The sequence below is a fragment of the Alphaproteobacteria bacterium genome (genome assembly GCA_017302575.1).
In the GTDB taxonomy this organism is placed as follows: Bacteria; Pseudomonadota; Alphaproteobacteria; order Rickettsiales; family UBA3002; genus JAFLDD01.
On sequence record JAFLDD010000001.1, the window covers coordinates 746,142 to 772,603 of the forward strand.

Consider the following 26,462-nt stretch of genomic DNA (forward strand, 5'->3'; position numbering starts at 1 on the left):
CGAAAAGGTGGTAGCACGTGTCATCACGATTGCACAACAAAAAGGCGGTGCAGGCAAGACAACCATGGCAGCGCATTTGGCTGTCGCATGGGCGAGCAGTGGTCGTAATAAGGTCGCGATCGTGGATATCGACCCCCAGGGTTCGCTTGGCCAATGGTTCAAGGTGCGTCAAGCCCACTTGGGTGAGGACGAAGTAGGGCTTACCTTCGCTAGCATCTCTGGCTGGCGGGTGCGCTCGGAACTTGATCGCCTGAAATACACGCATGATATTATCGTCATCGACTCGCCTCCGCATACGGACGCGGAAGCGCGTACGGCGATTCGCGCGGCGGACCTTGTGGTCGTGCCGCTCCAGCCTAGCCCGATGGATGTGTGGGCGACGAGTGCAACCATCAACATCTGCAAACAAGAAAAAGTGCCGGTGAAAATGGTATTGAACCGCGTGCCCTCCAGCGCAAAAATTACTGAGGCGATTTCGGGTGAAATGGTCGGGCTTACCAGCAATCGCTTTGGTAACCGCGTGGCCTATGCCTGCTCGCTCATGCAAGGATTAGGCGTGACAGAGTCTGACCCGAATAGTCTGGCAGCCGAAGAAGTGCGTGCATTGGCGAAAGAAATTATGCAGTATCTGAATCGTAAACGCGCAGAGCAAAGGAATTCGGCATGAACAGCGAGCCACTCTTTTTCACGACGCATGATTCGGATATCGGCACCTTACTACTCATCGCTTCCAACAAAGGCCTACGTTATTTGACATTGGTGGAAAGCGCAGCGCAAGGTCGCGAGTTGGCGCGCCATTACGATACGAATAATCCTGCTGTCGAGATGAACGGCTTCTTCGCCAGCACCTGCGGCGAGATCGATAATTACCTCGAAGCGGGCAAGCCACTCAAGTTGCCATACGAGTTGGTGGGTGGCACGCCATTGCAGCGCGCTGTATGGCTGGAGCTTTCCCGCCTGCGCTACGGCGAGACAATTAGCTACACCGCACTTGCAGAGAAAGTTGGTTTCCCACGTGCCGTGCGCGCAATCGCAAGTGCATGTGGCGCCAATCCCCTTCCCCTCGTGATCCCATGCCATCGCGTCATCTCGAAAGATGGGTCGCTCGGTGGTTTTTCACTCGGTGGCTTAGAGGTGAAAGAGCGCCTGTTGTCGCTTGAGGCAAAACTGCGCTTCGCGGCGGCTTAAGCCTTCGCGCTAATCGCCAGCGCGTGTAACCCTTCGTCGAACATTCCATGCAATGCGTCATACACCATGCGATGTGATTCCACGCGTGACTTGCCACGAAATGCTTCCGCAACAATCTCCACCGTATAATGCGTTTGCCCCTCGGGGCGCGCACCTGCGTGGCCTGCATGCTTGGATGAATCATCCCGCACGCTAAGCAGCGTTGGTGAAAATGCTTTGCGCAGGTGTTCTTCAATCTGTTGCGTACGAGTATTCATGGGAACTGATGTAAGCGAAAAACAAACCACAGACGATTCTTTTTTAAAAGATGCACTACCAAACCTCTGGTTTCTTCCAAACTCTCTCAATTTGAGAATCAAAGCGAGAATACACGCATTAGGCGTGTCTAATATAAGCCCATCAACCCTAGATAAGCCATTGAAAATAAAGGATTGTCACCAAGCGGCATAGGTGGCATATGCATTGCGAATCCTATGTTTGTGAACACAACATGGGAGAGAGACACAAATGAGACGTAAAACAGACCCAACAAGGGCGGTTGATAAGCATGTAGGTAAACAGTTGCGCGTGATGCGCGCTGCACGCGGCCTTACACAAGAAGATTTGAGCGAAAAGCTTGGAATCAGTTATCAGCAGCTTCACAAGTACGAGACTGGCGCGAATAGCATAGCAGCCAGCCGTCTGTATGAAATTGCCAAATTATTGGGCGTTTCGCCCGATACGTTCTTTGATGGGCTTCAGCCAACCGCCAATATTGGCGTACCAAGCGAGAACTTATTGTCGCGCGAGCAAGTCGTTCTGCTAAAGCACCTCAACAACCTTCCTGACGCGCGCCGAAGTGCCGTGGTAAGTTTTATCCGCAGCATTACAGCGTAGCACTTGCTAGCTGCTTCAGGCATGGCATAATCACGCCATGCCTCGCAAACGAAAATCCGAAACCATTGAACCTAGCGGCAATAGCTGCGCCTGGTACGGATGCCAGCAACCTGGTGACTACCGCGCACCCATGTCGCGCCAACAACTGCACCAATATCAGTGGTTCTGCCAAGAACACATCGTTCAGTTCAACAAGAACTGGAATTATTTTGAGGGCATGACCCAAGACCAGATTTACGATTTCCAAAAAGATGCGACCATTGGCCATCGACCTACTTGGCGTGTCGATCAAGGCCAGGGTACTTCCACCGCGCAGCTAGAGCACGCCTTTAACCGCATGTTTGGTGACGGCCAATACCGTAGCAATGTGAAGCCCATTAACCCCAAGGATCGTGACGCATTAGCCGCGCTTGATCTAGAGCACCCCACCGATAAAAAATCTATCAAGGCACAGTATCGCGAGCTCGTGAAAAAATATCACCCAGATGTAAATCGTGGTAATGCTCGCGCCGAGGATGTGTTCAAGAAAATTACGATTGCCTACCACCACCTCATGGAATTTTATGTGAAAGATCACGTATGAAACGTCTATTGCTGCTTTTGCCTCTACTTCTTTGTGCCTGTATCGTCGTTGATGATTTTGGTGACGCATGGAAAAAAGCTGAGGGCGACATCTGCCTGAATCGAATTAATGCAGCGCTTTACGCGCAGGTGCATGAGCGTGAAGTGAAGGAAGATCGCATCGAAAAACTAGCGCGCGGAATCACGTTGGATGGGCATCATTATATCTTGATGAAAGAGAATCCATCCGACAAAGGCGGCTTCCTATTCCGCTTCACGGTGAAGGAAGGCGTGTTCACGCGCTATAAGCTGAACCCAACCATGCGCAAACAGTTCCTTGAAGAATATCCGAATGCGCCCGTTTCGATTGACGACAGCACCGCCACCCTTACCTCGCTGGATACTGAGCGTGTCGCACTGCTCAACAAAATCGCCGATGATGCGAAATACTGGGAAACGGACGATCGTACGCTTTACAACCCCCTTCGAAATAAACTATGCCGCTTCGAAGATAGAGATCTAGAAACACTGGAAGATTAAGATGAACGACACCGATTTCAGTATTGAAGAAAAACCTAGCAAGAAACTGGCAACCGATAAGGTGTTTGGCTTCGCATCGGATTTGAAGCCTGTGGGGTTTGTGAATAGCTCGAGCTATAGCCCTGTGGTGGATGAAGCCTATCACTTCGACAAAACAACTACGTTGGCTATTCTTGCGGGCTTTATGCATAATCGCCGCGTGCTGGTGCAGGGCTATCACGGCACCGGCAAATCCACCCATATCGAACAAGTCGCTGCACGCCTCAACTGGCCGTGTATCCGCGTGAATCTGGACTCCCACATCAGCCGCACTGATTTAGTAGGGCGCGATGCTATTGTTCTGCGTGAAGGCAAGCAGGTCACGGCGTTCCAAGAAGGGATTATTCCTTGGGCACTGCAACGCCCCATCGCGTTGGTATTTGACGAGTATGATGCAGGTCGCCCCGATGTTATGTTCGTGATTCAACGCATTCTGGAAGCACAAGGCAAGCTTACCCTGCTCGACCAGAATCGTGTGATCACGCCGCACCCTTATTTCCGCATTTTTGCGACTTCCAACACTATTGGTTTGGGCGATGCAACGGGCTTATACCATGGCACGCAGCCCATTAACCAAGGTCAGATGGATCGCTGGAATATTGTAACAACGCTCAATTATCTACCCGCCGATGTTGAAGAAAAAATCGTTATGGCGCGCGTGCCTGAAATGAAAACCGCAAAGCCCAAGGGTCTTGTGTCGGCTATGATTGCCATGGCTAATCTGACACGCCAAGGCTTCATGAATGGCGATATCTCCACCGTCATGTCGCCACGCACGGTAATTAGCTGGGCGGAGAACTTCCAGATTCTGGGTGATGTGAACTTGTCGTTCCGACTTTCCTTCCTCAATAAATGCGATGAGATGGAACGCGCGACCATTGCAGAATATTACCAGCGCTGCTTTGATGTCGATCTGATGGCGAGCGCCGCGTGAGCACGCGCGATAGCGAAACTGAATTTCTCGAAGCGCAAGCACAGGTCGCGCAGGCTATTTCAGGTAAGCAAGAGTTGCATGTGATGGTTGGCCTCAACCGTGTGAGCGACGAGCCACTTGCACTGCGCGAATCGATTCTGATTGCTAAGCTGAATCATGCCGTACCCGAAGAAATGACGCGGCATATGCGTGCGCAGGTGGATTTAGCAGCCTTAGCGCTGAAGCACCATAATAGCACCATGCACACAAAGAGCCGCCCTGCGGATATTCGTGCAGGCGCTGTGTTTGATGCGCTCGAGCTCATTCGACTTGAAGCGATTGGTGGCGAAGCGATGCAAGGAGTTCGCCATAATCTTGCCGAGCGCCACCGCATGCATTGTGATTTGCAAGGCTATGCGCGGATGCAGGGGCGCGAGGAACTTGCCCTGCCTGACGTTGTTGCCATGATCGCGCGTGAGGCTATGACGGGACAAAAGCCCCCAGAGTCGATTGAGAAACTGGTGGCCATGTGGCGCCCGTGGGTGGAAGAGAAAGTGCTGCCACAATTAGGTGAGCTTGCCGCATTAAAGCACGACCAGAAGCGCTTCTCGAAGTTGGTGCAAACCATGTTGCGCGAATTGGAGTTTATGGGAAGCATGGCAACGGGCGCTGGCGAGTCTGACCCGACGAGCAGCGAGCAGCTTCAGGACATGGAAGGTTACGGCGAGCAAGAAGACGAAACTGATGAAGAGCCGATGATGTCGCTCAAGTCATCGCGCCGCAGCAGCGACCCAGAAGATGGTGAAGACGGAACCATGGAATCCGCCACCGATGCAGATCAAGACACGGAAGAAGAATTCGACGCACGCGATAAAACGCCCAATGCTACGCCCAATCGCGCCGAGTTTGCACCTTGGGCAGATATTCCAACCTATCATGCGTTTAGCACCTCTCACGACGAAACGGTGGAGGCAGACATGCTGGCACCGCATGATGAATTGCAGCGCTTGTTTGAGCAACTCATGTTGAAGGTAAAGCAATACCACACCGTTACCTCGCGCTTGGCGACGCGCTTGCAGCGCTTGCTACTCGCACAGCAAGCACGCCAATGGATTTACGAGCAAGAGGACGGCATGATTGATAATGCGCGCCTTGCATCAATTGTAGCGCGGCCCGATATGCGTGAGATTTATAAGATCGAAAAGGACACGGATTTTCGTGACACGGTGGTATCGCTGCTTATCGATAATTCGGGATCTATGCGTGGCAGGCCGATTACCATTGCGGCATTGAGTGCTGACATTCTGGCGCGCACACTTGAGCGCTGCGGTGTAAAAGTAGAAATTCTTGGCTTCACCACGCGTGATTGGAAGGGTGGCTTTGTTCGCAAGGAATGGGTGGAAGCTGGCAGACCTGAAAACCCTGGGCGACTCAATGACCTTCGGCACATCATATATAAATCTGCCAACCAGCGCTTACAGCGTGCGCGACGCAATCTTGGCCTCATGCTCAAAGACGGTATTTTGAAAGAGAATATCGATGGTGAAGCCATTTTATGGGCATATGAGCGGCTACGAACGCGCCCAGAGCAACGCAAAATCCTGATGGTGATATCCGATGGTGCACCCGTGGATGACTCGACCCTATCAGCGAATTCGAGCAGCTATCTGGATCTGCATTTGCGCGAGGTCATCAAGCGCATCGAGCGCGAGAATGCCGTGGAAATGCTAGCGATTGGTATTGGCCATGATGTAACCCGCTATTACGGACGCGCCATTACGATTCATGATGTCGAGCAGCTTGGTGATACGATGCTCAAAGAAATCACGCGACTCTTTGTGAAAGAGGATAGCCGAAGCACGCGTAAGTCACAGCGTAAACGCGCCGCTTAACTGCAGGCATAAAAAAAGGCGCCATGCGGCGCCTTTTCATTTTTGGCTAACACGCCTTATGCAGCTTGAGCCGCGATGCGTGCTTTCACGATGCGGCGCTTCAATGCACGCGCTTCGTCTGACAATTTAGCGCTGTGAACGCTCATCAGGTAGTTATCAAGACCACCATTATGGTCGATGGTGCGCAGCGTGTTGGTGCTGATGCGCAGCTTCACCGTGGTGCCCAGCGAGTCCGAAATCAGCGAAACAGGCTGCAAGTTCGGCATAAAGCGGCGCTTGGTTTTAATGTTAGAGTGTGAACGATTGTTACCGCTCATCACGCCTTTATCTTTGTTAATATCACAACGCTTCGACATCGCCGATTCTCTCTATTTTTCTGTATGTTACTGCATATTCGCGGGGTGGAAAAGCCTGTGGATAACCACTGAAATCTCCGCGCGGACTGGCTATCTAACAGAGTTTCGCCCTGCCGTCAAGCATAATATTGTGCGATGCGGAAAAAATCGCCATATTAGTGGGGCGGCAAATCCCCTGTCCCAATCACGCGGTTGAAGGTTTCCATAGCCGCACGCGTCGCTTTATCGAAGAACGCGATGCCTGTGCTGCTCAGCGCTTTGGTTTGGCCACGCGCTTTTTCGACATAACCATTATCTAACAGCAAGTCGGCACCTGTTTTCAGGCCAGACTTACGCGCGGCAATATCAGCGGTTTTGCTAGCAAGCTCTTCGATAGGTATCCACTTACCGTCCTGCAATTGCAGGCGCCATGCCTCTGCCTCTTCGAGGGTTTTGCCTTGTGCAACCATTTGGTCAATCTGGATCTGCGCCAAAGGTGTTTTCACAAAGGCAGGGCTTACGGTGTTCACGGCGATGTTATGCGGTGCGAGGTCGATCGCCGCCGTTTCCGTCAAGGCACGCAGACCAAATTTGGATGCGCAATAGGCTGCACGCCCTGGTGATACTACGTGTGCGTGTACGGAAGTAACATTGATAATATTACCACCACCAGCTGCTTTCATAAACGGTACGGCAGCATGAGTTGCGTAGAACGCGCCGTTGAGGTTCACATCAATCAGATTTTTCCAGCGCTCGGGTTCCACCTGATCAACCGGCACAGGAACTTGCACACCCGCGTTATTGACAAGGATATCAATTTTACCGCCACCCAATGCTGCAGTTGCTTTTACTAAAGCTACGTTTGAATTATAGTCACCAGCCTCAGATTCTTGGAAACCAATCGCGCGATTTGGATAGCTTGCTTTAATCGCATCCAGCGTTGCGGTGAATTCTGCACGCTGTTTTTCAACTTCCGCTGGATCTTTATGCATGAATTTGCCTGTGAACATTACGTTGGCACCGCGCGCTAACATTTCCTGCGCAATGGCAAGACCAATGCCGCTGGTCGAGCCTGTCACCAGCGCTGTTTTGCCCACTAAGTCTTGCGTTTTCTCTGTTGTCATTGCTCACACTCCTCGTTGTTATGGGGGAGTACTTAGCAAGATATTATGACGGTTTTATGACGGTTTGAAACGTTTAAGCCTCGATATTCGCTTTGAGTGCGCTCTTTGTGAACGTTGATGTGACAATCTACCATCCCGTTATTGTTCATCAAATCTTCACACAAGCCTATAGCGAACTACAGTAAGTTAGCCATATTACTTCAAATAGGGGTTATTCATGACAGTGCCGGATGGAGAAAGAAACGGATTATCTAATACTCAATTCTCTTTTTTATGCGCGCCTGCCGAGCTTCGCAAGATTGTTACGGAGTGCGGCGGAAGCATTAGGGGTCTCGCAATCTATAATAACAATGAATATGTGTTTAAGTTGTGTGATAATGAATTCTTGGGACAACATGTTGATCTCAAGCAGTTTGGGGCAGCTTTAGAAAATAGAGGTCTTTACTTACACCTCAAACAACATGAGGGCTATGTCTCCGTGAGGTTTGAAGACCCCACCAATGTATTAGGGGCAGCTTTGGCTCGAGAAAGTCAAAAAGTTGCAAGATAACAAAAGAAAAGGGCACTCTTTAGAGATACCCTTTTTATTTGCGCTTAAATCAATCTTTAAGCGTCGATATCCGCTTTCAGTGCATTGTTCTGGATGAAGTCGCGGCGTGGTTCCACGATATCGCCCATCAATGTGCTGAATGCTTCGTCAGCATCCGACGCATCATGAACATTCACGCGCAGCAAGGTACGCTTGGTAGCGTCCAGCGTGGTTTCCCACAACTGCTCGGGGTTCATCTCGCCCAGACCTTTGAAGCGCTGGATGGACATACCCTTCTTCGCCGATTCCATCACGGCTTTGTGCAGCTCGGTTGGTGTGCGAACAGAATATTCATTTGCTTTGCGAACAAAGGTGCTTGGTGACGCGTAGTCTTTCATAATCTGGCCATGCGCTGCGCCAAGCTCTTTTGCCTCACGGCTTTGCAGCCATTTGTCTTCGAGCAATACATGTTCAACTACGGAACGCACGGTGCGTGAAACGGTAACGCCGTTCTCGGCCTTCTCGGCTTTCCAACCACCACCATCGGCGGAGAGGCTGTTGAGCACATGGGTGAAGGCTTCGAGTTTGCCACCGGCAAACAGGTGCGACAAGGTTGCAGCCTCGACCATTGCGAGTGGTACGCGGCGGCTCATTGCCTGCATGAGTTTGGTGAGGCGGGTTGCTTCCTGAACGCGGGCTTGCAAGTCGGCACTTGAAATTACTGTGCCACCAACGCGCATCTCGGCATCGTCCAGCGCGGAGCTGGTGAGGAACGCTTCCAATGCTTCGTCGTTCTTCAGATAGGTTTCTTGCTGGCCACGCTTCAGCTTATAAAGCGGTGGCTGCGCGATGTAGAGGTAACCCTTTTCGATCAGCTCCGGCATCTGGCGGTAGAAGAAGGTCAAAAGCAGGGTGCGGATGTGCGAACCGTCCACGTCAGCATCGGTCATGATGATGATTTTGTGGTAGCGCGCTTTATCAGCATTAAATTCCTCGCGGCCAATGCCCGTACCAATCGCGGTGATGAGCGTGCCGACTTCTTGTGAGCTCAGCATTTTATCAAAGCGCGCGCGCTCAACGTTGAGGATTTTACCTTTGAGCGGCAAAATCGCTTGGTATTTACGATCGCGGCCTTGCTTCGCCGAACCACCTGCCGAGTCACCCTCTACGATGAAGAGTTCGGACAATGCTGGGTCTTTCTCTTGGCAATCTGCCAGTTTGCCTGGCAGGCTCGAAATATCGAGCGCACCTTTACGGCGTGTCAATTCGCGGGCTTTGCGCGCCGCTTCACGTGCAGCCGCCGCCTCAACGATTTTACCAATCACGATGCGTGCTTCTGTTGGGTGCTCCTCAAACCATTGGCCGAGCTTGTCGCCAACAATTGACTCCACCACGGGGCGTACTTCGGAAGATACCAGCTTGTCCTTCGTCTGTGAGGAGAACTTGGGATCTGGTACCTTCACTGAAATAATCACCGTCAGACCTTCGCGTGCATCATCACCCGAAAGTTCGACCTTCTCTTTTTTCGCAATGCCCGATTCATTGGCGTAGTTGTTGATGCAACGGGTCAATGCTGCGCGGTAGCCTTGCAAGTGCGTGCCACCGTCGCGCTGGCGGATGTTGTTTGTGAAGGTCAGCGTATTCTCGTGGTAGGAATCATTCCACTGCATCGCCACTTCTACGGTGATGCCGTTTTTCTCGCCCGACATCATGATGGTTGGGTGAACGGCAACCTTGCTGCGGTCGAGGTATTTTACGTAAGCCTCGGTACCGCCTTCGTAATAGAATTCGGTTTCTTGTGGGGTTTCGCCACGCTTATCAACGAGCAGAATGCGCACGCCAGAGTTCAGGAATGCCAACTCGCGGATGCGGTGCTCAAGCGTGTCGTAATCGAAGATGATTTGCGAGAAGGTTTCGGAGCTTGGGAAGAACGTCACTTGCGTGCCCTTCTTGCCCTTTGCGTCACCCGTTACTTTGAGCGGCGCAGTCGCCACGCCATGCTCGAAGCGCATTTTATGTTCTTTGCCGTCGCGCCAAATGGTGAGCTCCAGCCATTCGGAAAGCGCGTTCACCACCGAGACACCCACGCCGTGCAGACCGCCGGATACTTTATAGCTGTTCTGGTCGAATTTACCGCCTGCGTGCAGCTCGGTCATAATCACTTCTGCTGCCGAACGGCCTTCACCTTTGTGCATGTCGGTCGGAATGCCGCGACCATTATCTTCCACGGTTACCGAACCGTCTTCGTTGATGGCAACATAGACCTTGTCGCAATGTCCTGCGAGGGCTTCGTCGATCGCGTTGTCGAGTACTTCGTACACCATGTGGTGCAGACCTGAACCGTCGTCGGTGTCACCGATATACATGCCAGGGCGCTTACGAACCGCCTCGAGGCCTTTCAAAACTTTAATAGAATCGGCGCCGTAGGCGTTCGGCTCGTTGCTTTCAACTTCTTGGGTCATAGCGGACATCTGCTTACCTTGGTTATTATTGTACTTTTATGAGGGCTTCCCCTGCAGCGATTTCTACCACGGTTGCAAACGCTTGCAAGCCCTGAAAATCTGCGGCGTCGGTGCCTGTCATCCATGCTTGTATAGCAGTGCTCGAAATGACGTCAAAAAGGCAATTTCGCTTATCCACATCTAAGTGGGCAATTACCTCATCTAAGAGCAAAATGGGCGGTAATCCGCACCACTGCGCACGCGCCTGCGCAGCGGATAAAATCAGCGACAGCAAAAGTGCCTTTTGTTCACCGGTTGAACATTGCTCGGCCATGGCGTTTTTAAGGCTGTGGATAACATGGAAGTGTGAACGATGCGCCCCTTCCATTGCGCGCCCCGCAGCGGAATCGAGGCCGCGAATCTCGGCTAAACGCGCGGCAAATTTAGCTTCTGCATCGAGGGCGGAAAGGCCGCTTGCCAACCATGTCTCCAGCGTGCCTTGAAGTTCGGTAATGGCTTTGGGGAATTTGGGGTTCAATTCCTGCATGGCTTGCGCAATGCGGGCGAGGGTTTCTTGGCGCGCAATCGTCATGGCGATTCCAGCTTCGGCCATTTGCTGTTCGAGCACCGAAAGCCAATAGGGGTCGGCCAAGGCGCGGTCGCTTAACAGCTTGTTGCGCTCACGCATGGCGAGTTCGTATTGCGCCACGCGCGTGGCATGTTCGGGGTCGAAGCCATAGACCATGCGGTCAAGAAATTTGCGGCGCGCGGTGTTGCCTTCCATGAACACTTGATCCATCGCGGGGGTGAGCCATTGCACGTTGGTGACTTGGGTGAGCACCGCGTGACCGCGTACCAACTCACCATCAATTTTCAGAATGCGTTTGTCGCGTTGCGATTCGCCGTCGCGCCCCATGCCAATGCGATACGATTCATCGCGGCTTTGCAATTCCACCGCCACGACCCACGGCGCGCCACCTGCCGCCTGATTATCCATTTGCTTGAGGGTTGATTTGCGCAAGCCACGACCAGGGCACAGCAGCGAGAGTGCTTCGAGAATGTTGGTTTTCCCTGCGCCGTTATGCCCCGTGAGAATCACAGGCTTTGCAGGCAACTCGAGCGACAACGTGCGATAATTGCGGAAATTCTCGAGCGTGAGTTTGGTAATGGCGTGGGGTGAGTTCATGAATGCAACCTATCAGACAAATGCTGAACGCAGCAAGTTGGATGCAGTGCAAGGAATCACCGCTCGCAGAAGCGGAGCGTGCGTTTCGGTATGTGAGCATTCGAGAACGGAGATGACGACGCAATCCGCCAACTTCATGCGTTCAATCACACGCGCATTGGCATGATGACGTAAAGCGCGCCGACATCCGCAGGGTCACGCACGATCGTTGGTGACGCAGAATCCGCGAATACGAATTGCGCTACTTCACCCTCGATTTGCTGCATCATGTCGAGCAGGTAACGTGAGTTAAACCCAATCTCCACCGTGTCTGCGCCATAGGAAACGGCGAGTTCTTCGGTTGCAGTGCCCTGCTCGCTTGCGCTTGCAGTGAGCGTCAGTTTGCTTGGGTTCAGCGCGAGTTTGATGCCGCGTGATTTCTCGGAGGTAATTACTGAAACACGGTCAACCGCCGCGCTGAAAATTTTACCGTCCACTTCCATGATTTTGTCGTTACCGGTTGGGATAACGCGCTCATAGTCTGGGAAGGTACCGTCAATCAGTTTGCTGACAAGCACTGCATTACCCACTGCGAATTTGATTTTGGTTTCCGACATGGAAATTTCCACCGTGTCGCCACCTTCTTCAACGAGTTTGTAGAGCTCGCCAACGGTTTTGCGTGGAATGATAACGCCTGGAATTTTCGCCGCACCATCTGGCAGCGCCACTTCCATACGCGCCAAGCGGTGGCCGTCTGTTGCCACTGCACGCAGTACCGCAGCACCCGCGTTGTTCGCAGCATGCAGGTAAATACCGTTGAGGTAGTAACGCGTTTCCTCGGTCGAAATCGCGAAGCGGGTTTTCTCGAGCAGCGCTTTGCACTCGGCAGGCGTAATGGTGAAGCTATGCGCCAAGTCACCTTCGGCCATTACGGGGAAGTCGTCCACCGGCAGGGCAGCGAGCGAGAATTTCGACTGGCCTGCTTTAATCGTCAGCTTGCCTGAGTCACCCAATTTCAATTCAACATTCGAGCCGTCTGGAAGCTTGCGCACGATTTCCCAGAACATGTGAGCAGGAACAGTGGTCGCACCTTTGTCACCCACTTCGGCTTTGACGCGCTCAACAATCGCGATTTCCATGTCGGTTGCTGTTAATGCCAGCTCACCGTTTGCCGCTTCGAGCTTTACGTTCGCAAGAATGGGAATAGTCCCGCGACGCTCCACCACAGACTGGATGGGAGCAAGTGCCTTCATGAGTACTGCGCGTTCAATGACTAGCTTCATAGTTTTTCTCTGAATTTTAGTAGGTTAGTGCGATGATGCGCTCGTTATATAGGAGCGGCCAAACGGCGTGCAAGGAAAGTTGAAACTTATCCACAATTGCTTTGCTTCCCGCGTCATGGCGCATTAGAAAGAGCGCAGAACAAGGGGTTGCATATGAAGGGTATTATTCTCTTAGGGGGTCGTGGCTCACGCCTTTATCCCGTTACGAATTGCATCAATAAGCATCTATTGCCTGTCTATGACAAGCCAATGGTCTATTACCCCTTATCCACGCTCATGCTCGGCGGCATTCGTGAATATCTCATGATTTCCTCGCCCGAGGACCTACCGCAATTCAAACAGCTCTTTGGCGATGGTTCCCGCCTTGGTTTGAAGATTACCTATGCTGAGCAGGCAGAGCCGAAAGGCATTGCCCAAGCGTTCACGATTGGCGAGAAATTTATTGGCAAGGAACCCGTGACGCTCATATTAGGCGATAACATCTTCTATGGTGACGCAATTCAGCAGCGCTTGCAAAGCGCGATTAGCGATAATGTCGGCGGCACGATTTTCGCCTACCGCGTGCGCGACCCGCAGCGTTTTGGCGTGGTGAGTGTCGATAAAAACGGCAAAGCCACCAAGATTATCGAGAAGCCAAAAGACCCTGAGTCCAACTGGGCGGTGACGGGGCTTTATGTCTATAACAACGACGTGATTGAGATTGCTAAGAACCTCAAACCTTCAGGACGCGGCGAACTCGAAATTACGGACGTGAATGCTGAGTATCTTAAACGTGGCAGTTTGAATGTGAAATTCTGGGGTCGCGGTCTTGCGTGGCTGGATGCAGGTACGCACGACTCATTGCTCGAATCAGGTGACTTTGTGCGCATCGTTGAAAAGCGCCAAGGTCAGAAACTGGCTTGCCTCGAAGAGATTGCGTATCGCAAAGGCTTCATCAGCTTTGAGCAGTTCGAAACCATCGTCGCGAACATGCCGTCTTCCACTTATAAAAGCGATGCGGAAGCAATCCTCAAGGAAGAAGCAGAGCTTAGGGCTGCTGCTTAAGCATGCGACTTCGCCACGCATTCGTTTTACTGGGGCTTTTGGTCGTAGGCTGGTTGCTATACACCCGCCTCGCCACGCCGATGCCCGCCTATATTGATGGGGTAAACGCTGCCAAACTTACCGAGGCCAGTATTTTCGTCGATAATCTCGATTACGCTGACGATGTCGCCGCACAGCTTTCAGGCACTAAATTACGCGTATTAACGGTGTGCAATGCTGTGAACCCCAAGTCACTTTTCACCTATCTTGACCGTAGCGGCGCAGATGCGTTTGATGCTCAAGAATGGCTGAAAGAAGCAATTATAGAACGCCGCGATGCGCTGAAATGTCTCTTCGATTCAAACGAACGTGCTCAGGCAGAGCTTATGGAAGCGCGCGTGCCTGATGTCGTTTCCGCCTATCAGGATTTTTTAGACAGCCCCGCAGCGCGTAATGCCATGGGTGACATTATTGTTGTCCGCACGCGGCCCATTCGTGAACTGCGTGACGTGCCTTGGACTACTCAAAAAGTTGCAATGATTATCGAGGACGAGAAGCAACAACGAACCGTCTATGTGTATCGGCAGGTTGCTCGCTAACGAAAAGGGGCGGCGCTCTTGCGTGCGCCGCCCCTTCCCGTTGTTAACCCTTAGGAGGTTATTCTTACGTGGCTGACTGCAGCATACGCATCAGCAATTCAACATCATCTGCGAACTCCTGATCGGCTTTGCAGATTTCGTCGATGCGCTTCACTGCGTGCATGACCGTCGTGTGATCTTTGCCACCGAATTTACGGCCAATCTCTGGCAGCGACTTGGTGGTGAGCTTTTTCGCTAAATACATCGCCACCTGACGTGGACGAGCAATCGCCACCGAACGACGCGCCGAGTGCATGTCGCTGATTTTGATATTGTAATGCGCTGCGACTTTCTTCTGAATGTCTTCAATCGTGATGCGACGATCATTCGCACGAAGAATATCGTAGAGAACCTCTTGTGTGCTTTCGAGCGTGATAGGCGTGCCTACCAATGTCGTGTGCGCCACAACGCGGTTCAATGCACCTTCCAGTTCACGCACATTGCTGGTGATCTTGTGCGCCAAGAATTCCAGTACGCGGGCAGGAACATGCACATGTGGCATTTTCTCGACCTTCGACTGGAGAATGCCCAGACGTAGTTCATAGGTGGTGGTGTGAATGTCTGCCACCAAGCCCCAACCGAGACGTGAACGGATGCGCTCTTCCATGCCTTCCAACTCGTTTGGCGAGCGGTCAGCCGAGATGATGAGCTGCTTGTTCTGGTCGATCAGCGCGTTGAAGGTGTGGAAGAATTCTTCCTGCGTTGACTCTTTACCAGCGATGAACTGCACATCATCGACCATCAAGACATCTACCGAACGGAAATATTCTTTGAAGGTCATGGTCTCTTTAGTGCGCAGGGCGCGGATGAAGAGGTACATGAATTTCTCAGCCGAGAGATAGACCACTTTGCGCGCAGGATCGGTACGGCGGATGTGCCAAGCGATGGCGTGCATCAAGTGCGTTTTACCAAGACCAACACCACCATATAAGAAGAGCGGGTTACCGCCTTGGGTGACGCTTGAGCTTTCCGACACGCGGCGTGCCGCAGCATGCGCGAGCTCGTTTGGTTTGCCTACGACAAAGTTGTCGAAGGTATAACGAGGATCAAGTGGCGCACTGATTGTATCTGGATTCAGTGGCTTGTCTTCGTTAGCAGCGTTGAGCATCGCTGCTTCGATATTGATGTTGCTTGGTGCATTCTGCACAGGGTTCACCATGACTGGTTCCGCCTTCACGAAAATATCCACCGAGTGAATCGTCTGGTCCTCTTGGCACCAGAAGCGCAAGATATTATCGGCATAATGCGAAAGTATCCACTCACGCATGAAGCGGGTTGGTACAGTCACCATCACCTGACCATTCTTCACATCCGCTAGTTTGAGCGGTTGTAACCAGCTTTTGAAAATTGCCTCACCATAGGCGTTACGTAAGCGCTCACGTACGCGCTCCCATTTTGCGAGGTGTTCGGGCTTGCCTTGATAGTATGCGATCGATTCATTCATTTTTTTATTACTCCGTTACGCTTGCTCCCAGGGGAGCTTAGCTGCCTTCCAGCCAGTTACCTGACCGCGTTGGCGATGTTCATTCGATTCACCCTCAAATCCCCCTGCAACATTGTAACAGTGTGTATAGCCCGCAGCAGTCGCAGCGATTGCCGCATCGAGCGAGCGCCCACCCGTCTTGCACAGGAAGTACAAGGGGGCGGTTTTATCCGATATGGCGGCGCTCAACTGGTTGATAAAACCAGTATTGACCTCCATCGTCGGATAGAGCTTCCACGATACGCAATGTGTCTTCTTACCAAGTGCATCTAGTGTTGGTACACCCGCGAATACCCATTCGGGCTGGGTGCGAACATCCACTAGCTGCGCTTTAGAATCAGACTCCAATGCCTGCCAAGCTTGTTGAGGGGCTACGTCACCAGAGTACGACGCTTTCTCAACATTGGCACGCACGTGATTCATCACGCATCCTTATTCAGTTACATGTTGGTGCCTACTGGAGAACCCAGCAGACAATAGCAAAGGGTTTGCCACCTTACGTAGGTAGCGACACACACGAGTTGGTATTCTAATGTTAGGGCTAGGCCGCGGCGCGAAGTGACTTGACGCGCGAGGCAAGACGGGAAACTTTGCGCGATGCCGTGCCGAGCTTTAATACGCCCTTGCTAACGCCACGCATGATTTCCGGTTGCGCTTGCCGAAGCGCTTCTTGTGCACCCTTAGCGTCTCCGGTTGCAATCGCCGCTTCGACCTTCTTGATGAAGGTACGGATACGGGTCACGCGTGAACGGTTAACCGCATTGCGGCGTTCCGTCTGACGGATACGTTTTTGGGCTGACTTATGATGTGCCATGGTTTACCCATTTTGTTGTATGTCTCTCGGGCGGTATTGCCAAAGAGGATGGTATGTCTACTTACGAGATATCCACACGTCAAGCACAAGAAACGTGCTGTTTCTAAAAAAATTTGATTGACGACTCTAGGCCTTGGAAATCCTAGGTTTTTTGGCTATATTTTTGTTTGGTTGACAGGTCGCACAAAAGTAGCTAGCCCGCCCCGCCTGCACCATGTGGATGATTTCACGACCACACGCAACACAAGGCTCACCCTCGCGTTCATAGACATTGAAGCGATGTTGGAAATAGCCAGTTGCACCATCCGAATGCACGAAATCACGTAGTGTTGAGCCACCTGAGTCTATCGCTGCACGGAGTGTTTTCTGTATCGCTTTCACTAATTGAGGAGTGCGCGAAACCACGTGTTTTGCAGGGGTTTGTGGATGAATGCCTGCTAAAAACAAGCTCTCACTTGCATAGATATTTCCCACGCCGACGACCACTTCCTGATTCATGATGACAGGTTTGATAGGACCATTGCGCCGCGCCAATGCTTCTTGCAAATACGCTGCGTTAAAATCGCTGGAAAGCGGCTCTGGCGCTAAATGTGCAAATAGCGGGTGCTTCTCGGTAGTGGCGGTGGTGAGCACGTCGATAATGCCAAAACGGCGTGGATCATGAAAGACCACTGCGTGGTCATGCATTTCGAAAATCACATGGTCGTGTTTGAGAGCCTTATATTTATTGGGTTTTACGATACGCATAGACCCCGACATACCCAAATGCACGAGAATGGATTTACCGTTCGCAAGGTCGATGAGTATGTATTTGGCGCGGCGCCTTAGCGCCGTTATTTTCTGGCCTGAAACGGTTTTTTCGAATGTTCTTGGAATCGGCGTGCGCAAATCACGGCGATTCACCGTTACTGCCTTAATCGTTTTATTTAGAATAACCGGCTCCAAGCCCCGCTTGGTGGTTTCCACTTCGGGTAGTTCGGGCATGGGTTGCTTCCTTCTGTAAAAACTTGTATCAGCCGCCATGAACATAGGTAACGCATGAACAATTCGCAAACGCATTTCGGCTACGAGACCATCGACGCATCAGAGAAGGTGACGCGCGTAAGAGGTGTATTTAGTTCGGTCGCAAGCAATTACGACATCATGAATGATCTGATGAGCGCGGGCATGCACCGCTTGTGGAAAGATACATTCGTTTCGAAAGTACATGCCGATGCGAATAGCACATTGCTCGATGTAGCGGGTGGCACGGGTGATATCGCGGTGCGGCTTTATAAGAAGACAGGTGCGGCTGTAAATGTTTGTGACATTAATGAACAGATGCTGCGCGCAGGGCAAGACCGCCAGTTCGATAAAGGCGAAACAGCTAAGTTACGTTGGGTTTGTGGTAATGCCGAGTCACTCCCCCTGCCCGACAACTCGGTGGATGTGTATACGATTGCGTTTGGATTACGTAACGTTACGGATATTCCCAAGGCACTAAAAGAAGCGCATCGCGTGCTCAAAATTGGCGGGCAGTTCTTGTGCCTTGAGTTCAGCAAGGTGAATGAGCCATTGCTTGCAAAGATCTACGAGAAATATTCCTTCAACATCATTCCCAAGATCGGCGAGTTGGTCGCGAAGGACCGTGCGTCTTACCAGTATCTGGTTGAGTCGATTCGCATGTTCCCCAAACAGCGCGAGCTCGTGAAACTCATGGAATCTTGCGGCTTCGGACGCGTTACATTTGATAACTTATCTTTAGGCGTTGTGGCCATTCACCAAGGCTGGAAAATCTAATGGAAGATGTAAGATACAGCCTTCGTTTGCTTGGTTTGGCCTATATCCTAGCACGCCATGATGCGACGTTTGTATGTGACGTTATCAAACTTCCTCTCCCTGTCCGTGTATTTTTCTGGCTCATCACCAAGCGTAATAGAAAAGCCAATAAAGGTGTTCGACTTGGCAATGCGCTTCAGCAGATGGGGCCAAGTTTCATTAAGGCGGGCCAAGCACTCTCCACGCGCGGTGATTTGATTGGCGTTGAATTGGCGGAAGGTTTGGTGTCGCTGCAAGATAAATTACCACCGTTTGATGGTGCTATCGCCAAGCAGATTATCGAGGCCGAGCTTGGTGACACGATTGAGAATCTCTTCACATGGTTTGAGCATGATGCAACCGCCGCCGCATCGATTGCGCAGGTGCATTTTGCGACCACAAAAGACGGTAAAGACGTTGCGGTGAAGGTTCTACGCCCACATATCGAAGCGGCATTCGCACGCGATATCGCGCTGCTTTACTGGATTGCAAAAAAGATCGCCAAGCGTATGCCACGCTTAAAACCTGTTGAGGTTGTTAAAACCTTTGAGGAAACCATTCGTGTTGAATTGGATTTGCGATTTGAAGCCGCCGCCGCCGAAGAACTGAAAGAAAATACCAAGCACGATCCAGAATTTTATGTCGTGGCGGTCGATTGGGTGCGTACCGCGAAGCGCGTGCTCACCACCGAGCGTATTCGTGGATTCCACGCCAGCGACAAAGCGGGCATGGAAGCGGCAGGTATCGACACCACTAAAATTACCGAGAAAGCGGCAACTGCTTTCTTCAACCAAGTATTCCGCGACGGATTTTTCCATGCCGATATGCACCCAGGCAATTTGTTCGTGCTGCCAGATGGTCGCCTAGCACCTGTTGATTTTGGCATCATGGGGCGTATTGACCATGCCAACCAATTAGTGCTCGCGGAGATTCTCTACGGATTCCTGAAAGGTGATTATCAGCGCGTTGCACGCGTTCACTATGATGCTGGGTGGATACCGCCGCATGTGTCGGTTGATTTATTTGCGCAGGCATGCCGTGGCGTTGGCCAACCCATGATGGGCAAAGCGCTCAATGAAATCTCGGTGGGGCGTTTGCTTGGCCAGTTGATTGATATTGGCACTATGTTTGAAATGGAAACCCAGCCACATTTGATTTTATTGCAAAAAACCATGATGACCGCCGAGGGCGTAGGCCGTGGTCTCAATCCAAATGTGAATATGTGGCAATTGGCGGAACCGCTCATTACCCAGTGGGCTCAGGAGAACTTCTCGCCGCGTGCAAAACTGCGTGATTTCGCACGTGAGGCGCTGGAAGTCTTGCGCGAATCACCCACCGTATTACGAGAAATACGTGCCTATTTGGGCGAATTACAGGCAAAAAACGCATAGTTTCGTGCCGCAATAGTTGCGAGAGCCACAGCTACCCTCTATAAGCCCTGTATGGCATTACCTCGTTCCATTCTGCTCATTATCACCGGCTCGGTTGCCGCGTATAAAAGCCTTGAGTTGATTCGTCTGCTCAAAGAGCGCGGCGTGGAAGTGCATGCGATTTTAAGTAAGGGTGGCGCAGAGTTTATTACGCCGCTTGCCGTGTCATCGCTCACGGGCACACAAACCTATCATGATTTATTCTCGCTCACGGACGAAGTGGCGATGGGACATATTGAACTGTCTCGTATTGCCGAATTAGTGTTGGTTGCGCCCGCCAGTGCCGATGTTTTGGCAAAGATGGCCGCAGGGTTAGCGAGTGATTTAGCAACAACCGCTCTACTTGCGACCGATAAACCCGTTATCGTTGCGCCAGCGATGAATCACAAAATGTGGTCACACGCGGCGACGCAACGCAACGTCGCCCAACTGAAAGCGGACGGCATTCGTTTCATCGACCCTACCGAAGGCGCGATGGCATGTGGTGAATATGGCGTTGGCCGCATGGCTGAACCTGCCGAGATTGTGCGCTTCATTACCGAACACTCCTCTGCACGAAGCGGTGTTTTGAAAGGTAAGAGAGCTATCGTTACAAGCGGCCCTACGCATGAGCCCGTTGACCCTGTACGTTTTCTTGGCAATCACGCTTCTGGAAAACAAGGTCACGCCGTTGCCGCAGCACTTGCAGCACATGGCGCAGAAGTTACGCTGATTAGCGGTCCCGTGCAAATTCCTACGCCTGCGGGTGTAAAACTGGTGGCTGTGCAAACCGCAGATGAAATGCATGATGCGGTGATGCGCGCATTGCCTGCAGATATTTTTGTGGGTGCGGCAGCAGTTGCCGACTGGCGAATGACCCATGTTTCGCCGCATAAAATAAAAAAGCACGGCGCTGTCTCGAAGCTTACGCTGGAACTCATTCCCACGCGCGATATTCTGGCGGAAGTGGCCAAGCACAAAATGCGCCCAGACCTTGTGATTGGTTTTGCTGCTGAAACGGATGCGGTGAAAGACTATGCGCGCAAGAAGCTGCAAGCCAAAGGCAGCGATTTCGTGCTCGGCAACGATGTAGAAGGCGGCAAAGTGTTTGGCGCGGATGAAAACACCATTTTATTTGTAACAGCCAAAGGCGAAACGAAGTGGCCAAAAATGAGTAAGCTCGCCGTAGGTGAAAAGCTGGTACAAGAAATTATCGAATCTCTCTCCACTTCTAAAAAACGAAAGAACGCATCATGAGTAAATCTGTTTCTATTTCCGTTACGCGCCTTCCTCACGGCAAGGATCTTGCCCTACCCGCTTACGCAACCGAACATAGCGCAGGTATGGATTTGTTGGCAGCAATCGATGCGCCTATTACGCTAAACCCAAATGAACGCAAACTCGTGCCCACTGGTATCGCGATTGCGTTGCCAGATGGCTTTGAAGCACAGGTGCGCCCTCGCTCTGGCCTTGCGCTTAAAAGTGGCATTAGCATAGTGAATGCGCCTGGCACGGTGGATGCAGATTATCGCGGCGAAGTGGGTGTGATTCTGATCAACACTTCGACAGAAGCCTTCACGATTGAGCGTGGCATGCGCATTGCGCAAATGGTGATTGCACCCTACACACGCGCGCAATGGAGCGAAGTACTGGAACTGCCAACGTCTGACCGTGGTGCAGGTGGATTCGGCTCAACAGGCACGAAAGGTTAGTCATGCGTAAATCACTTGATCATCTCGATAAGGCGGGCCGTGGCCGCGTGTATGACTCCATTTTAGAAACGCTCGGCAACACGCCGCTCGTTAAGTTGCACCGTATTGCAGAGCAAGCGGGCGCAGTGGCAGACGTGTATGCAAAGCTGGAGTTTTTCAACCCACTTTCCTCTGTCAAAGACCGCATTGCATTGTCGATGGTGGAAGCCGCCGAAGAGGCAGGTGTCATCACCAAGGATTCAGTGCTGGTGGAGCCAACTTCCGGCAATACAGGGATTGCACTTGCATTTGTGTGTGCGGCAAAAGGCTACAAGCTGGTGTTGACGATGCCTGAAAGCATGTCGATGGAACGTCGCAAGATGCTCAAATTCTTGGGCGCTGAGTTGGAGCTCACGCCTGCTGCTAAAGGTATGCGTGGTGCGATTGAGAAGGCAGAAGAAATTGTCGCCGCGAATAAGAACGCCATCATGCTTCAGCAATTCAACAACCCTTCCAACCCTGCGATTCACGTGCGCACAACGGGTCATGAAATCTGGAATGACACGCAAGGCAAAGTGGATGTGTTCATCACGGGCGTGGGTACGGGCGGCACGATTACGGGTACAGGAACTGTGCTGAAAGAGAAAAACCCTAACATCAAAATCATCGCCGTTGAGCCAGAGGAAAGCCCTGTTATTTCGGGTGGCAACCCTGGCCCACATAAAATTCAAGGTATTGGTGCGGGTTTTATTCCCAATAACTTGAAGCGCGAATTGATCGACGAAGTGGTCACCGTGACGAGTGACGAGGCGTTTGCTACCTCACGCCAACTTTCACTGCTGGAAGGAATTCCCGCAGGCATTTCGTCGGGTGCAACGGTTGCTGCTGCATTGAAGGTAGCGGCACGCCCCGACATGAAGGGAAAGATGATTGTGGTGATTGTTGCTTCTGCTGCAGAACGCTACATTTCCACCAGCCTGTTCGCGGAAGCATAATGGCGCTAACGCTGGAGCAGCAACGCCGCTATGCGCGGCAAATCATGCTGCCAGAATTTGGTGAAGCAGGTCAGGAGGCCTTGCTGCGTGCGCGTGTATTGGTGATTGGCGCAGGCGGACTTGGCTCGGCATTGATTCCCTATCTCGCGGCGGCAGGTATTGGCCATTTAGGCATTATCGATGGTGACCGTGTTGAATTGTCAAATCTCGCACGTCAGGTCATTCACGAAACGGGCGATATTGGCCGACTGAAAGTGGAAAGCGCCGCTGACCGCGTCAGCGAACTAAATCCTGATGTGCAGGTGACGATTTTTCCAGAACCGCTTACAGCAGAGAATGCAGAGCGCATCATTGCGCAGTATGATGTGATTGCCGATGGGTGCGATAATTTCAAAACACGATTTGTAGTAAACGCTGCCTGCGTCAAACTCGGCAAGCCGTTAGTAAGCGCTGCTATTTCAGGATTTAATGGGCAGGTGATGAGTGTTGCTAATCGTTCTGCATGTTATGCGTGCTTCCTGCACCCCGATGCGCCAGAAGCAAACACCTGCAAAGAATCAGGCGTTGTTGGGCCACTTGCTGGCATGATTGGTTCAGCGCAAGCGCTTGAAGTGGTACGAATGATTCTTGGCTCCCCCGCCCTTGTTGGTTCTATTGCCGTGTTTGATGGAACGTCGCATCAGCAACGCATTGTGGCGATTCAGAAAGATGTTGGCTGCAAGGTATGCGGCTAAATCGCTTCTTCGACCAGCACTTTGTCGGGCGGATTATGCCCATCGAGGAACGAGCGGATATTGATAATCACGCGCTCACCCATTTCGAGACGCGATTCAATCGTCGCCGAGCTGATATGCGGCAGCAAAATAACATTGGGCTGATTGCGTAAGGCATGCGGCACATCAGGCGCGTGCTCATATACATCAAGCCCTGCCCCTGCGATCACGCCATCTTTCAATGCGTCTATCATGGCGGTTTCGTCAATCAGCGCGCCGCGTGCCGTGTTGATGATATAGGCGCTTGGTTTCATTTTCTTAAAGCGCGCTGCGTTCATCAAGTGGTGCGTGTCTTTCGTGTGTGGGCAGTGCAGTGATACAATATCGACTTCCTTCAGCATCGCGTCGAGCGTTGCATGGTAGGTTGCACCCAGTTCTTTTTCCACTGACGCATGCAAGCGGACGCGTTGATGGTAATGAATTTCTATACCAAAGCCCTTGGCACGCTTGGCAACGGCTTGGCCAATGCGCCCCAAACCAACGATACCCAGCTTTTTGCCGTTCACCCGATGGCCGAGCATGTAAAGCGGGCTCCAACCTTGCCATTGCTGGAGGCGAATCGCTTGCGCGGCCTCCGACAAGCGGCGCGGCACGCCGAGAATCAAGGTCATGGCGATGTCGGCGGTATCTTCGGTCAGTACGCTAGGCGTGTTAGTCACGATGATGCCTCGCTTTTTTGCATATGACACATCGATATGATCAACCCCCGCACCGAAGTTGGCGATAAGCTTGAGATTCGGCGAGAGTGCGTCAATCACGTCTTTGGTGATGGCATCTGAAAGTGTTGGCACTAATACGTTCGCGCCCTTTGCACGCAGAATAATGCCTGCGCTATCGAGTGCGGAATCCGACTGGCGCGGCACATGGCCGAATAGCTCAGCCATTCGTTTCTCGATGGGCTCGGGCAATTGATGCGTAACGAAGATGCGGCTTGCCATGTTTTGACTTCCTTATGACTTGCGATATAAGGGGGCTTATGAAGAAACGCAATGTTTTCGCCGCTATCTTACTGTGCGCTGCAACAGCGCAGGCAGAAGACGTTTCCATTTTGAACCCTTCAGGCCTGCCGATTCCACGCTATGTTGCGCTGAAATCCGATGAAGTGAATATGCGCGTTGGCCCTGGCAAGCGCTACCCGATTACGTGGGTCTACCGCCGCGCCAGCATGCCCGTGCAGATTATCGAAGAATTCGCGCATTGGCGACGTATCAAGGATTTCGAGGGATCAAGTGGATGGGTTCATAAAGGCTTGCTGGACGGTGCGCGCACCGCACTCATCATTGACAAGCAGCAGAACCTCTATGCGAAACCTGATGCTACATCGCCGACCGTTATGCGTGCTGACCCGCTCGTGGTTGGCAAGCTACAGGCCTGCAATCCCGACTGGTGCCAACTTAATATTGAAGGTCACGAGGGTTGGATTCGCAAAGCCGATATCTGGGGCGTTACGCGCGAAGAGACGTTTGAGGAATAGCGCTTAGTAGCCCGTCATGATGCGTTCGACGAGTTCTTTCACCGTTGGCACAAAACCATTGGAATAGAATGGGTCTTGCTTGAACTTGTAAGCGTTATGGCCTGAGAACATCAGGTTGTTCTCGATGTCACCACCACGCACGATTTCTTGCAGCGTCTTTTGGATGCAGAAGCTGCGCGGATCAGCTTTTTTACCAGTGGTGTAATCGTCATGGTCTTTCCAGTTGCTGAAGCGACAATGTGTCAGACAGCCCATGCAATCCACTTGGTCTTGGTGAATTTCCTTTGCTTTTTCGGGAGCGACAAACATCAGGGTTTCGTCTGGTGTTTTCATTGGGTCGCTGAATCCTTGCGCTACCCAACGATTCGCCTTTTCGAAATCTTCTGGTGTCATGTAGTGCGGGCGTTTACGTGGGCCAAATGGGAAAGGCTCTGTCATGTAGCCTGTTGGCTCAGTAGCGAATGGTACTTGGCGCTCCTCGCGGCCACGCAGTTCTTTGATGAAATCATTATTCACTGCCGATGAGTAGAAACCCGTTGGGCTGAATTTGTTGAGGAACACATCGCCTTCATTGAGCGTCGTAAGACGTGATTTCCATGCATCAGGAATCGGGCTTTCTTTAGTGAGCAACGGGCGCGTACCAAATTGGAATGCGACAGGGCCAATCTCGGGGTTGTCGAGCCAATGTTCCCAGTCTTTCAAGTGCCATGCACCACCCGCCATAATGATAGGCACATGGTTCAAGCCCACTTCGTTCATGAATTTGCGCAACTCGGCAACACGTGGGTATGGATCCTCTGGCTTTTGTGGATCTTCGCTGTTGCTCAAACCATTATGGCCACCTGCCAACCATGGATCTTCATACACAACACTGCCTAGCAGATTAGCACTTTTAGAATAGGCACGCTTCCACAAGGCGCGGAACGCACGCATCGACGAAATGATGGGGTGGTAGTGAACATTATATTTCTCGGCAATGTCGCTTAGGCGGTATGGCATACCCGCACCACATGTCACGCCATTAATAAGTCCCTTAGCGCCTTCCAGCACGCCTTCCATGACGCGCTCACAACCGCCCATTTCCCACAGCACGTTAATGTGGATGCGACCTTGGCCGCCCGACATTTCATAGGCCATTTTCGCGTGTTGAATACCTGAGCGAATCCCGTTTTCGACGAGCTCTTCATGGCGCTCACGGCGAGTGGTGCCTTTATATACGAGCGGAATGACCTTACCCTCCGCATCATATTCGAGCTGGTTCACCGCCGAAATCGTACCGACCGCGCCTGCCGCAGCAAATGCGCCTGCCGAACGGCCATTGGACGCACCAACCCCTTTTCCACCCTCAATAATAGGGAGCACTTCTTTGCCAGAAACCAGTACAGGCTTGAGTTTACGCGAGAATTCAGCAGTAGCAACGGCGGTCATTATTAGGCCTACATTGTTATAATTGGTAATATTAGGGGGCGGAATATAGGG

At 51.9% G+C, this 26,462-nt stretch carries 29 protein-coding genes; 17 read left to right on the forward strand and 12 right to left on the reverse strand.

The window, feature by feature from the left end; genetic code table 11:
• Positions 1-7: 7 nt before the first annotated feature.
• Both J0M34_03880 and J0M34_03885 read left to right on the forward strand, forming a co-directional pair.
• A complete protein-coding gene (locus J0M34_03880) occupies positions 8-667 on the forward strand; it encodes a ParA family protein (GenBank protein MBN8543385.1) in 660 nt (219 codons plus the stop codon).
• A 158-nt stretch (positions 668-825) separates the two neighbouring features.
• Complete coding sequence (locus J0M34_03885) at positions 826-1,188, forward strand: methylated-DNA--[protein]-cysteine S-methyltransferase (GenBank protein MBN8543386.1); 363 nt, start codon at positions 826-828, stop codon at positions 1,186-1,188.
• Here J0M34_03885 and J0M34_03890 read toward each other — a convergent pair.
• Positions 1,185-1,445, reverse strand: coding sequence for a BolA family transcriptional regulator (locus J0M34_03890; protein MBN8543387.1), 261 nt, complete (start codon positions 1,443-1,445; stop codon positions 1,185-1,187). The genes J0M34_03885 and J0M34_03890 overlap by 4 nt on opposite strands.
• A gap of 250 nt (positions 1,446-1,695) precedes the next feature.
• Here J0M34_03890 and J0M34_03895 point away from each other — a divergent pair, with 250 nt between their 5' ends.
• Genes J0M34_03895 through J0M34_03915 form a run of 5 tightly spaced genes read left to right on the forward strand, consistent with a single transcriptional unit; the run spans position 1,696 to position 6,009 of the window.
• Positions 1,696-2,064: a helix-turn-helix transcriptional regulator gene (locus J0M34_03895; GenBank protein ID MBN8543388.1), complete on the forward strand. Its 369-nt coding sequence runs from the start codon at positions 1,696-1,698 to the stop codon at positions 2,062-2,064.
• Between the two features lie 37 nt (positions 2,065-2,101).
• Positions 2,102-2,647, forward strand: a complete 546-nt coding sequence (locus tag J0M34_03900; GenBank protein ID MBN8543389.1) for a J domain-containing protein — start codon at positions 2,102-2,104, stop codon at positions 2,645-2,647.
• Positions 2,644-3,165 (forward strand): hypothetical protein, encoded by a 522-nt coding sequence (locus J0M34_03905; GenBank protein ID MBN8543390.1) that lies wholly within the window; start codon positions 2,644-2,646, stop codon positions 3,163-3,165. The genes J0M34_03900 and J0M34_03905 overlap by 4 nt, the downstream gene beginning before the upstream one ends.
• 1 nt (position 3,166) lies before the next feature.
• Entirely contained in the window at positions 3,167-4,138 is a 972-nt protein-coding gene (locus tag J0M34_03910) for an AAA family ATPase (protein MBN8543391.1), read from the forward strand.
• Complete coding sequence (locus J0M34_03915; GenBank protein ID MBN8543392.1) at positions 4,135-6,009, forward strand: cobaltochelatase subunit CobT; 1,875 nt, start codon at positions 4,135-4,137, stop codon at positions 6,007-6,009. The genes J0M34_03910 and J0M34_03915 overlap by 4 nt, the downstream gene beginning before the upstream one ends.
• A 56-nt stretch (positions 6,010-6,065) precedes the next feature.
• Here J0M34_03915 and rpmB read toward each other — a convergent pair whose 3' ends face one another.
• Positions 6,066-6,365, reverse strand: a complete 300-nt coding sequence (gene rpmB, locus J0M34_03920; GenBank protein ID MBN8543393.1) for a 50S ribosomal protein L28 — start codon at positions 6,363-6,365, stop codon at positions 6,066-6,068.
• Positions 6,366-6,520: 155 nt separating this feature from the next.
• Positions 6,521-7,468 (reverse strand): SDR family oxidoreductase, encoded by a 948-nt coding sequence (locus J0M34_03925; GenBank protein ID MBN8543394.1) that lies wholly within the window; start codon positions 7,466-7,468, stop codon positions 6,521-6,523.
• A 217-nt stretch (positions 7,469-7,685) separates the two neighbouring features.
• On the opposite strand from J0M34_03925, the gene J0M34_03930 reads away from it, so the two are divergent.
• On the forward strand, positions 7,686-8,018 hold the full coding sequence (locus tag J0M34_03930) for a hypothetical protein (protein ID MBN8543395.1): 333 nt from the start codon (positions 7,686-7,688) through the stop codon (positions 8,016-8,018).
• Positions 8,019-8,074: 56 nt separating this feature from the next.
• Here the strand turns inward: J0M34_03930 and gyrB are convergent, their stop codons facing one another.
• From gyrB to J0M34_03945, 3 genes are all read right to left on the reverse strand, one after another.
• Positions 8,075-10,459 (reverse strand): DNA topoisomerase (ATP-hydrolyzing) subunit B, encoded by a 2,385-nt coding sequence (gene gyrB / locus J0M34_03935; protein ID MBN8543396.1) that lies wholly within the window; start codon positions 10,457-10,459, stop codon positions 8,075-8,077.
• A 25-nt stretch (positions 10,460-10,484) separates the two neighbouring features.
• Positions 10,485-11,624, reverse strand: a complete 1,140-nt coding sequence (gene recF, locus J0M34_03940; protein ID MBN8543397.1) for a DNA replication/repair protein RecF — start codon at positions 11,622-11,624, stop codon at positions 10,485-10,487.
• Between the two features lie 146 nt (positions 11,625-11,770).
• The gene (locus J0M34_03945; GenBank protein MBN8543398.1) at positions 11,771-12,886 is read right to left on the reverse strand and encodes a DNA polymerase III subunit beta; all 1,116 of its coding nucleotides are present in this window, start codon (positions 12,884-12,886) and stop codon (positions 11,771-11,773) included.
• Between the two features lie 153 nt (positions 12,887-13,039).
• On the opposite strand from J0M34_03945, the gene rfbA reads away from it, so the two are divergent.
• Both rfbA and J0M34_03955 read left to right on the forward strand, forming a co-directional pair.
• Positions 13,040-13,930: a glucose-1-phosphate thymidylyltransferase RfbA gene (gene rfbA, locus J0M34_03950; protein ID MBN8543399.1), complete on the forward strand. Its 891-nt coding sequence runs from the start codon at positions 13,040-13,042 to the stop codon at positions 13,928-13,930.
• A 2-nt stretch (positions 13,931-13,932) separates the two neighbouring features.
• Complete coding sequence (locus tag J0M34_03955; GenBank protein MBN8543400.1) at positions 13,933-14,508, forward strand: hypothetical protein; 576 nt, start codon at positions 13,933-13,935, stop codon at positions 14,506-14,508.
• Positions 14,509-14,572: 64 nt separating this feature from the next.
• On the opposite strand, the gene dnaA is transcribed toward J0M34_03955, so the two are convergent.
• From dnaA to mutM, 4 genes are all read right to left on the reverse strand, one after another.
• Entirely contained in the window at positions 14,573-15,991 is a 1,419-nt protein-coding gene (dnaA, locus tag J0M34_03960; protein ID MBN8543401.1) for a chromosomal replication initiator protein DnaA, read from the reverse strand.
• A gap of 15 nt (positions 15,992-16,006) precedes the next feature.
• Positions 16,007-16,453, reverse strand: coding sequence for a rhodanese-like domain-containing protein (locus tag J0M34_03965; protein MBN8543402.1), 447 nt, complete (start codon positions 16,451-16,453; stop codon positions 16,007-16,009).
• A gap of 118 nt (positions 16,454-16,571) precedes the next feature.
• Positions 16,572-16,844 (reverse strand): 30S ribosomal protein S20, encoded by a 273-nt coding sequence (gene rpsT / locus J0M34_03970; GenBank protein MBN8543403.1) that lies wholly within the window; start codon positions 16,842-16,844, stop codon positions 16,572-16,574.
• A 126-nt stretch (positions 16,845-16,970) separates the two neighbouring features.
• The gene (gene mutM / locus J0M34_03975; GenBank protein MBN8543404.1) at positions 16,971-17,828 is read right to left on the reverse strand and encodes a bifunctional DNA-formamidopyrimidine glycosylase/DNA-(apurinic or apyrimidinic site) lyase; all 858 of its coding nucleotides are present in this window, start codon (positions 17,826-17,828) and stop codon (positions 16,971-16,973) included.
• Between the two features lie 54 nt (positions 17,829-17,882).
• Here mutM and ubiE point away from each other — a divergent pair, with 54 nt between their 5' ends.
• From ubiE to J0M34_04005, 6 genes are read left to right on the forward strand one after another with little or no spacing between them, the layout of a single operon-like run.
• Positions 17,883-18,623: a bifunctional demethylmenaquinone methyltransferase/2-methoxy-6-polyprenyl-1,4-benzoquinol methylase UbiE gene (ubiE, locus tag J0M34_03980; GenBank protein ID MBN8543405.1), complete on the forward strand. Its 741-nt coding sequence runs from the start codon at positions 17,883-17,885 to the stop codon at positions 18,621-18,623.
• On the forward strand, positions 18,623-20,032 hold the full coding sequence (gene ubiB, locus J0M34_03985; GenBank protein MBN8543406.1) for a 2-polyprenylphenol 6-hydroxylase: 1,410 nt from the start codon (positions 18,623-18,625) through the stop codon (positions 20,030-20,032). Before ubiE ends, ubiB begins: the two co-directional genes overlap by 1 nt.
• A gap of 51 nt (positions 20,033-20,083) precedes the next feature.
• Positions 20,084-21,307: a bifunctional phosphopantothenoylcysteine decarboxylase/phosphopantothenate--cysteine ligase CoaBC gene (coaBC, locus tag J0M34_03990; GenBank protein MBN8543407.1), complete on the forward strand. Its 1,224-nt coding sequence runs from the start codon at positions 20,084-20,086 to the stop codon at positions 21,305-21,307.
• Positions 21,304-21,762, forward strand: a complete 459-nt coding sequence (gene dut / locus J0M34_03995; GenBank protein ID MBN8543408.1) for a dUTP diphosphatase — start codon at positions 21,304-21,306, stop codon at positions 21,760-21,762. The genes coaBC and dut overlap by 4 nt, the downstream gene beginning before the upstream one ends.
• Positions 21,763-21,764: 2 nt before the next feature.
• The gene (cysK, locus tag J0M34_04000) at positions 21,765-22,736 is read left to right on the forward strand and encodes a cysteine synthase A (protein MBN8543409.1); all 972 of its coding nucleotides are present in this window, start codon (positions 21,765-21,767) and stop codon (positions 22,734-22,736) included.
• Positions 22,736-23,470 carry a HesA/MoeB/ThiF family protein gene (locus tag J0M34_04005; protein MBN8543410.1) on the forward strand — a complete coding sequence of 245 codons (735 nt, stop codon included), beginning with the start codon at positions 22,736-22,738 and terminating at the stop codon, positions 23,468-23,470. Before cysK ends, J0M34_04005 begins: the two co-directional genes overlap by 1 nt.
• Here J0M34_04005 and J0M34_04010 read toward each other — a convergent pair.
• A complete protein-coding gene (locus J0M34_04010; protein MBN8543411.1) occupies positions 23,467-24,447 on the reverse strand; it encodes a D-glycerate dehydrogenase in 981 nt (326 codons plus the stop codon). The two genes, J0M34_04005 and J0M34_04010, sit on opposite strands and share 4 nt — an antisense overlap.
• A 38-nt stretch (positions 24,448-24,485) precedes the next feature.
• Here J0M34_04010 and J0M34_04015 point away from each other — a divergent pair, with 38 nt between their 5' ends.
• Positions 24,486-24,983, forward strand: coding sequence for a hypothetical protein (locus J0M34_04015; protein ID MBN8543412.1), 498 nt, complete (start codon positions 24,486-24,488; stop codon positions 24,981-24,983).
• Positions 24,984-24,986: 3 nt separating this feature from the next.
• Here J0M34_04015 and J0M34_04020 read toward each other — a convergent pair whose 3' ends face one another.
• A complete protein-coding gene (locus J0M34_04020) occupies positions 24,987-26,411 on the reverse strand; it encodes a nitronate monooxygenase (protein MBN8543413.1) in 1,425 nt (474 codons plus the stop codon).
• Positions 26,412-26,462: the final 51 nt, after the last annotated feature.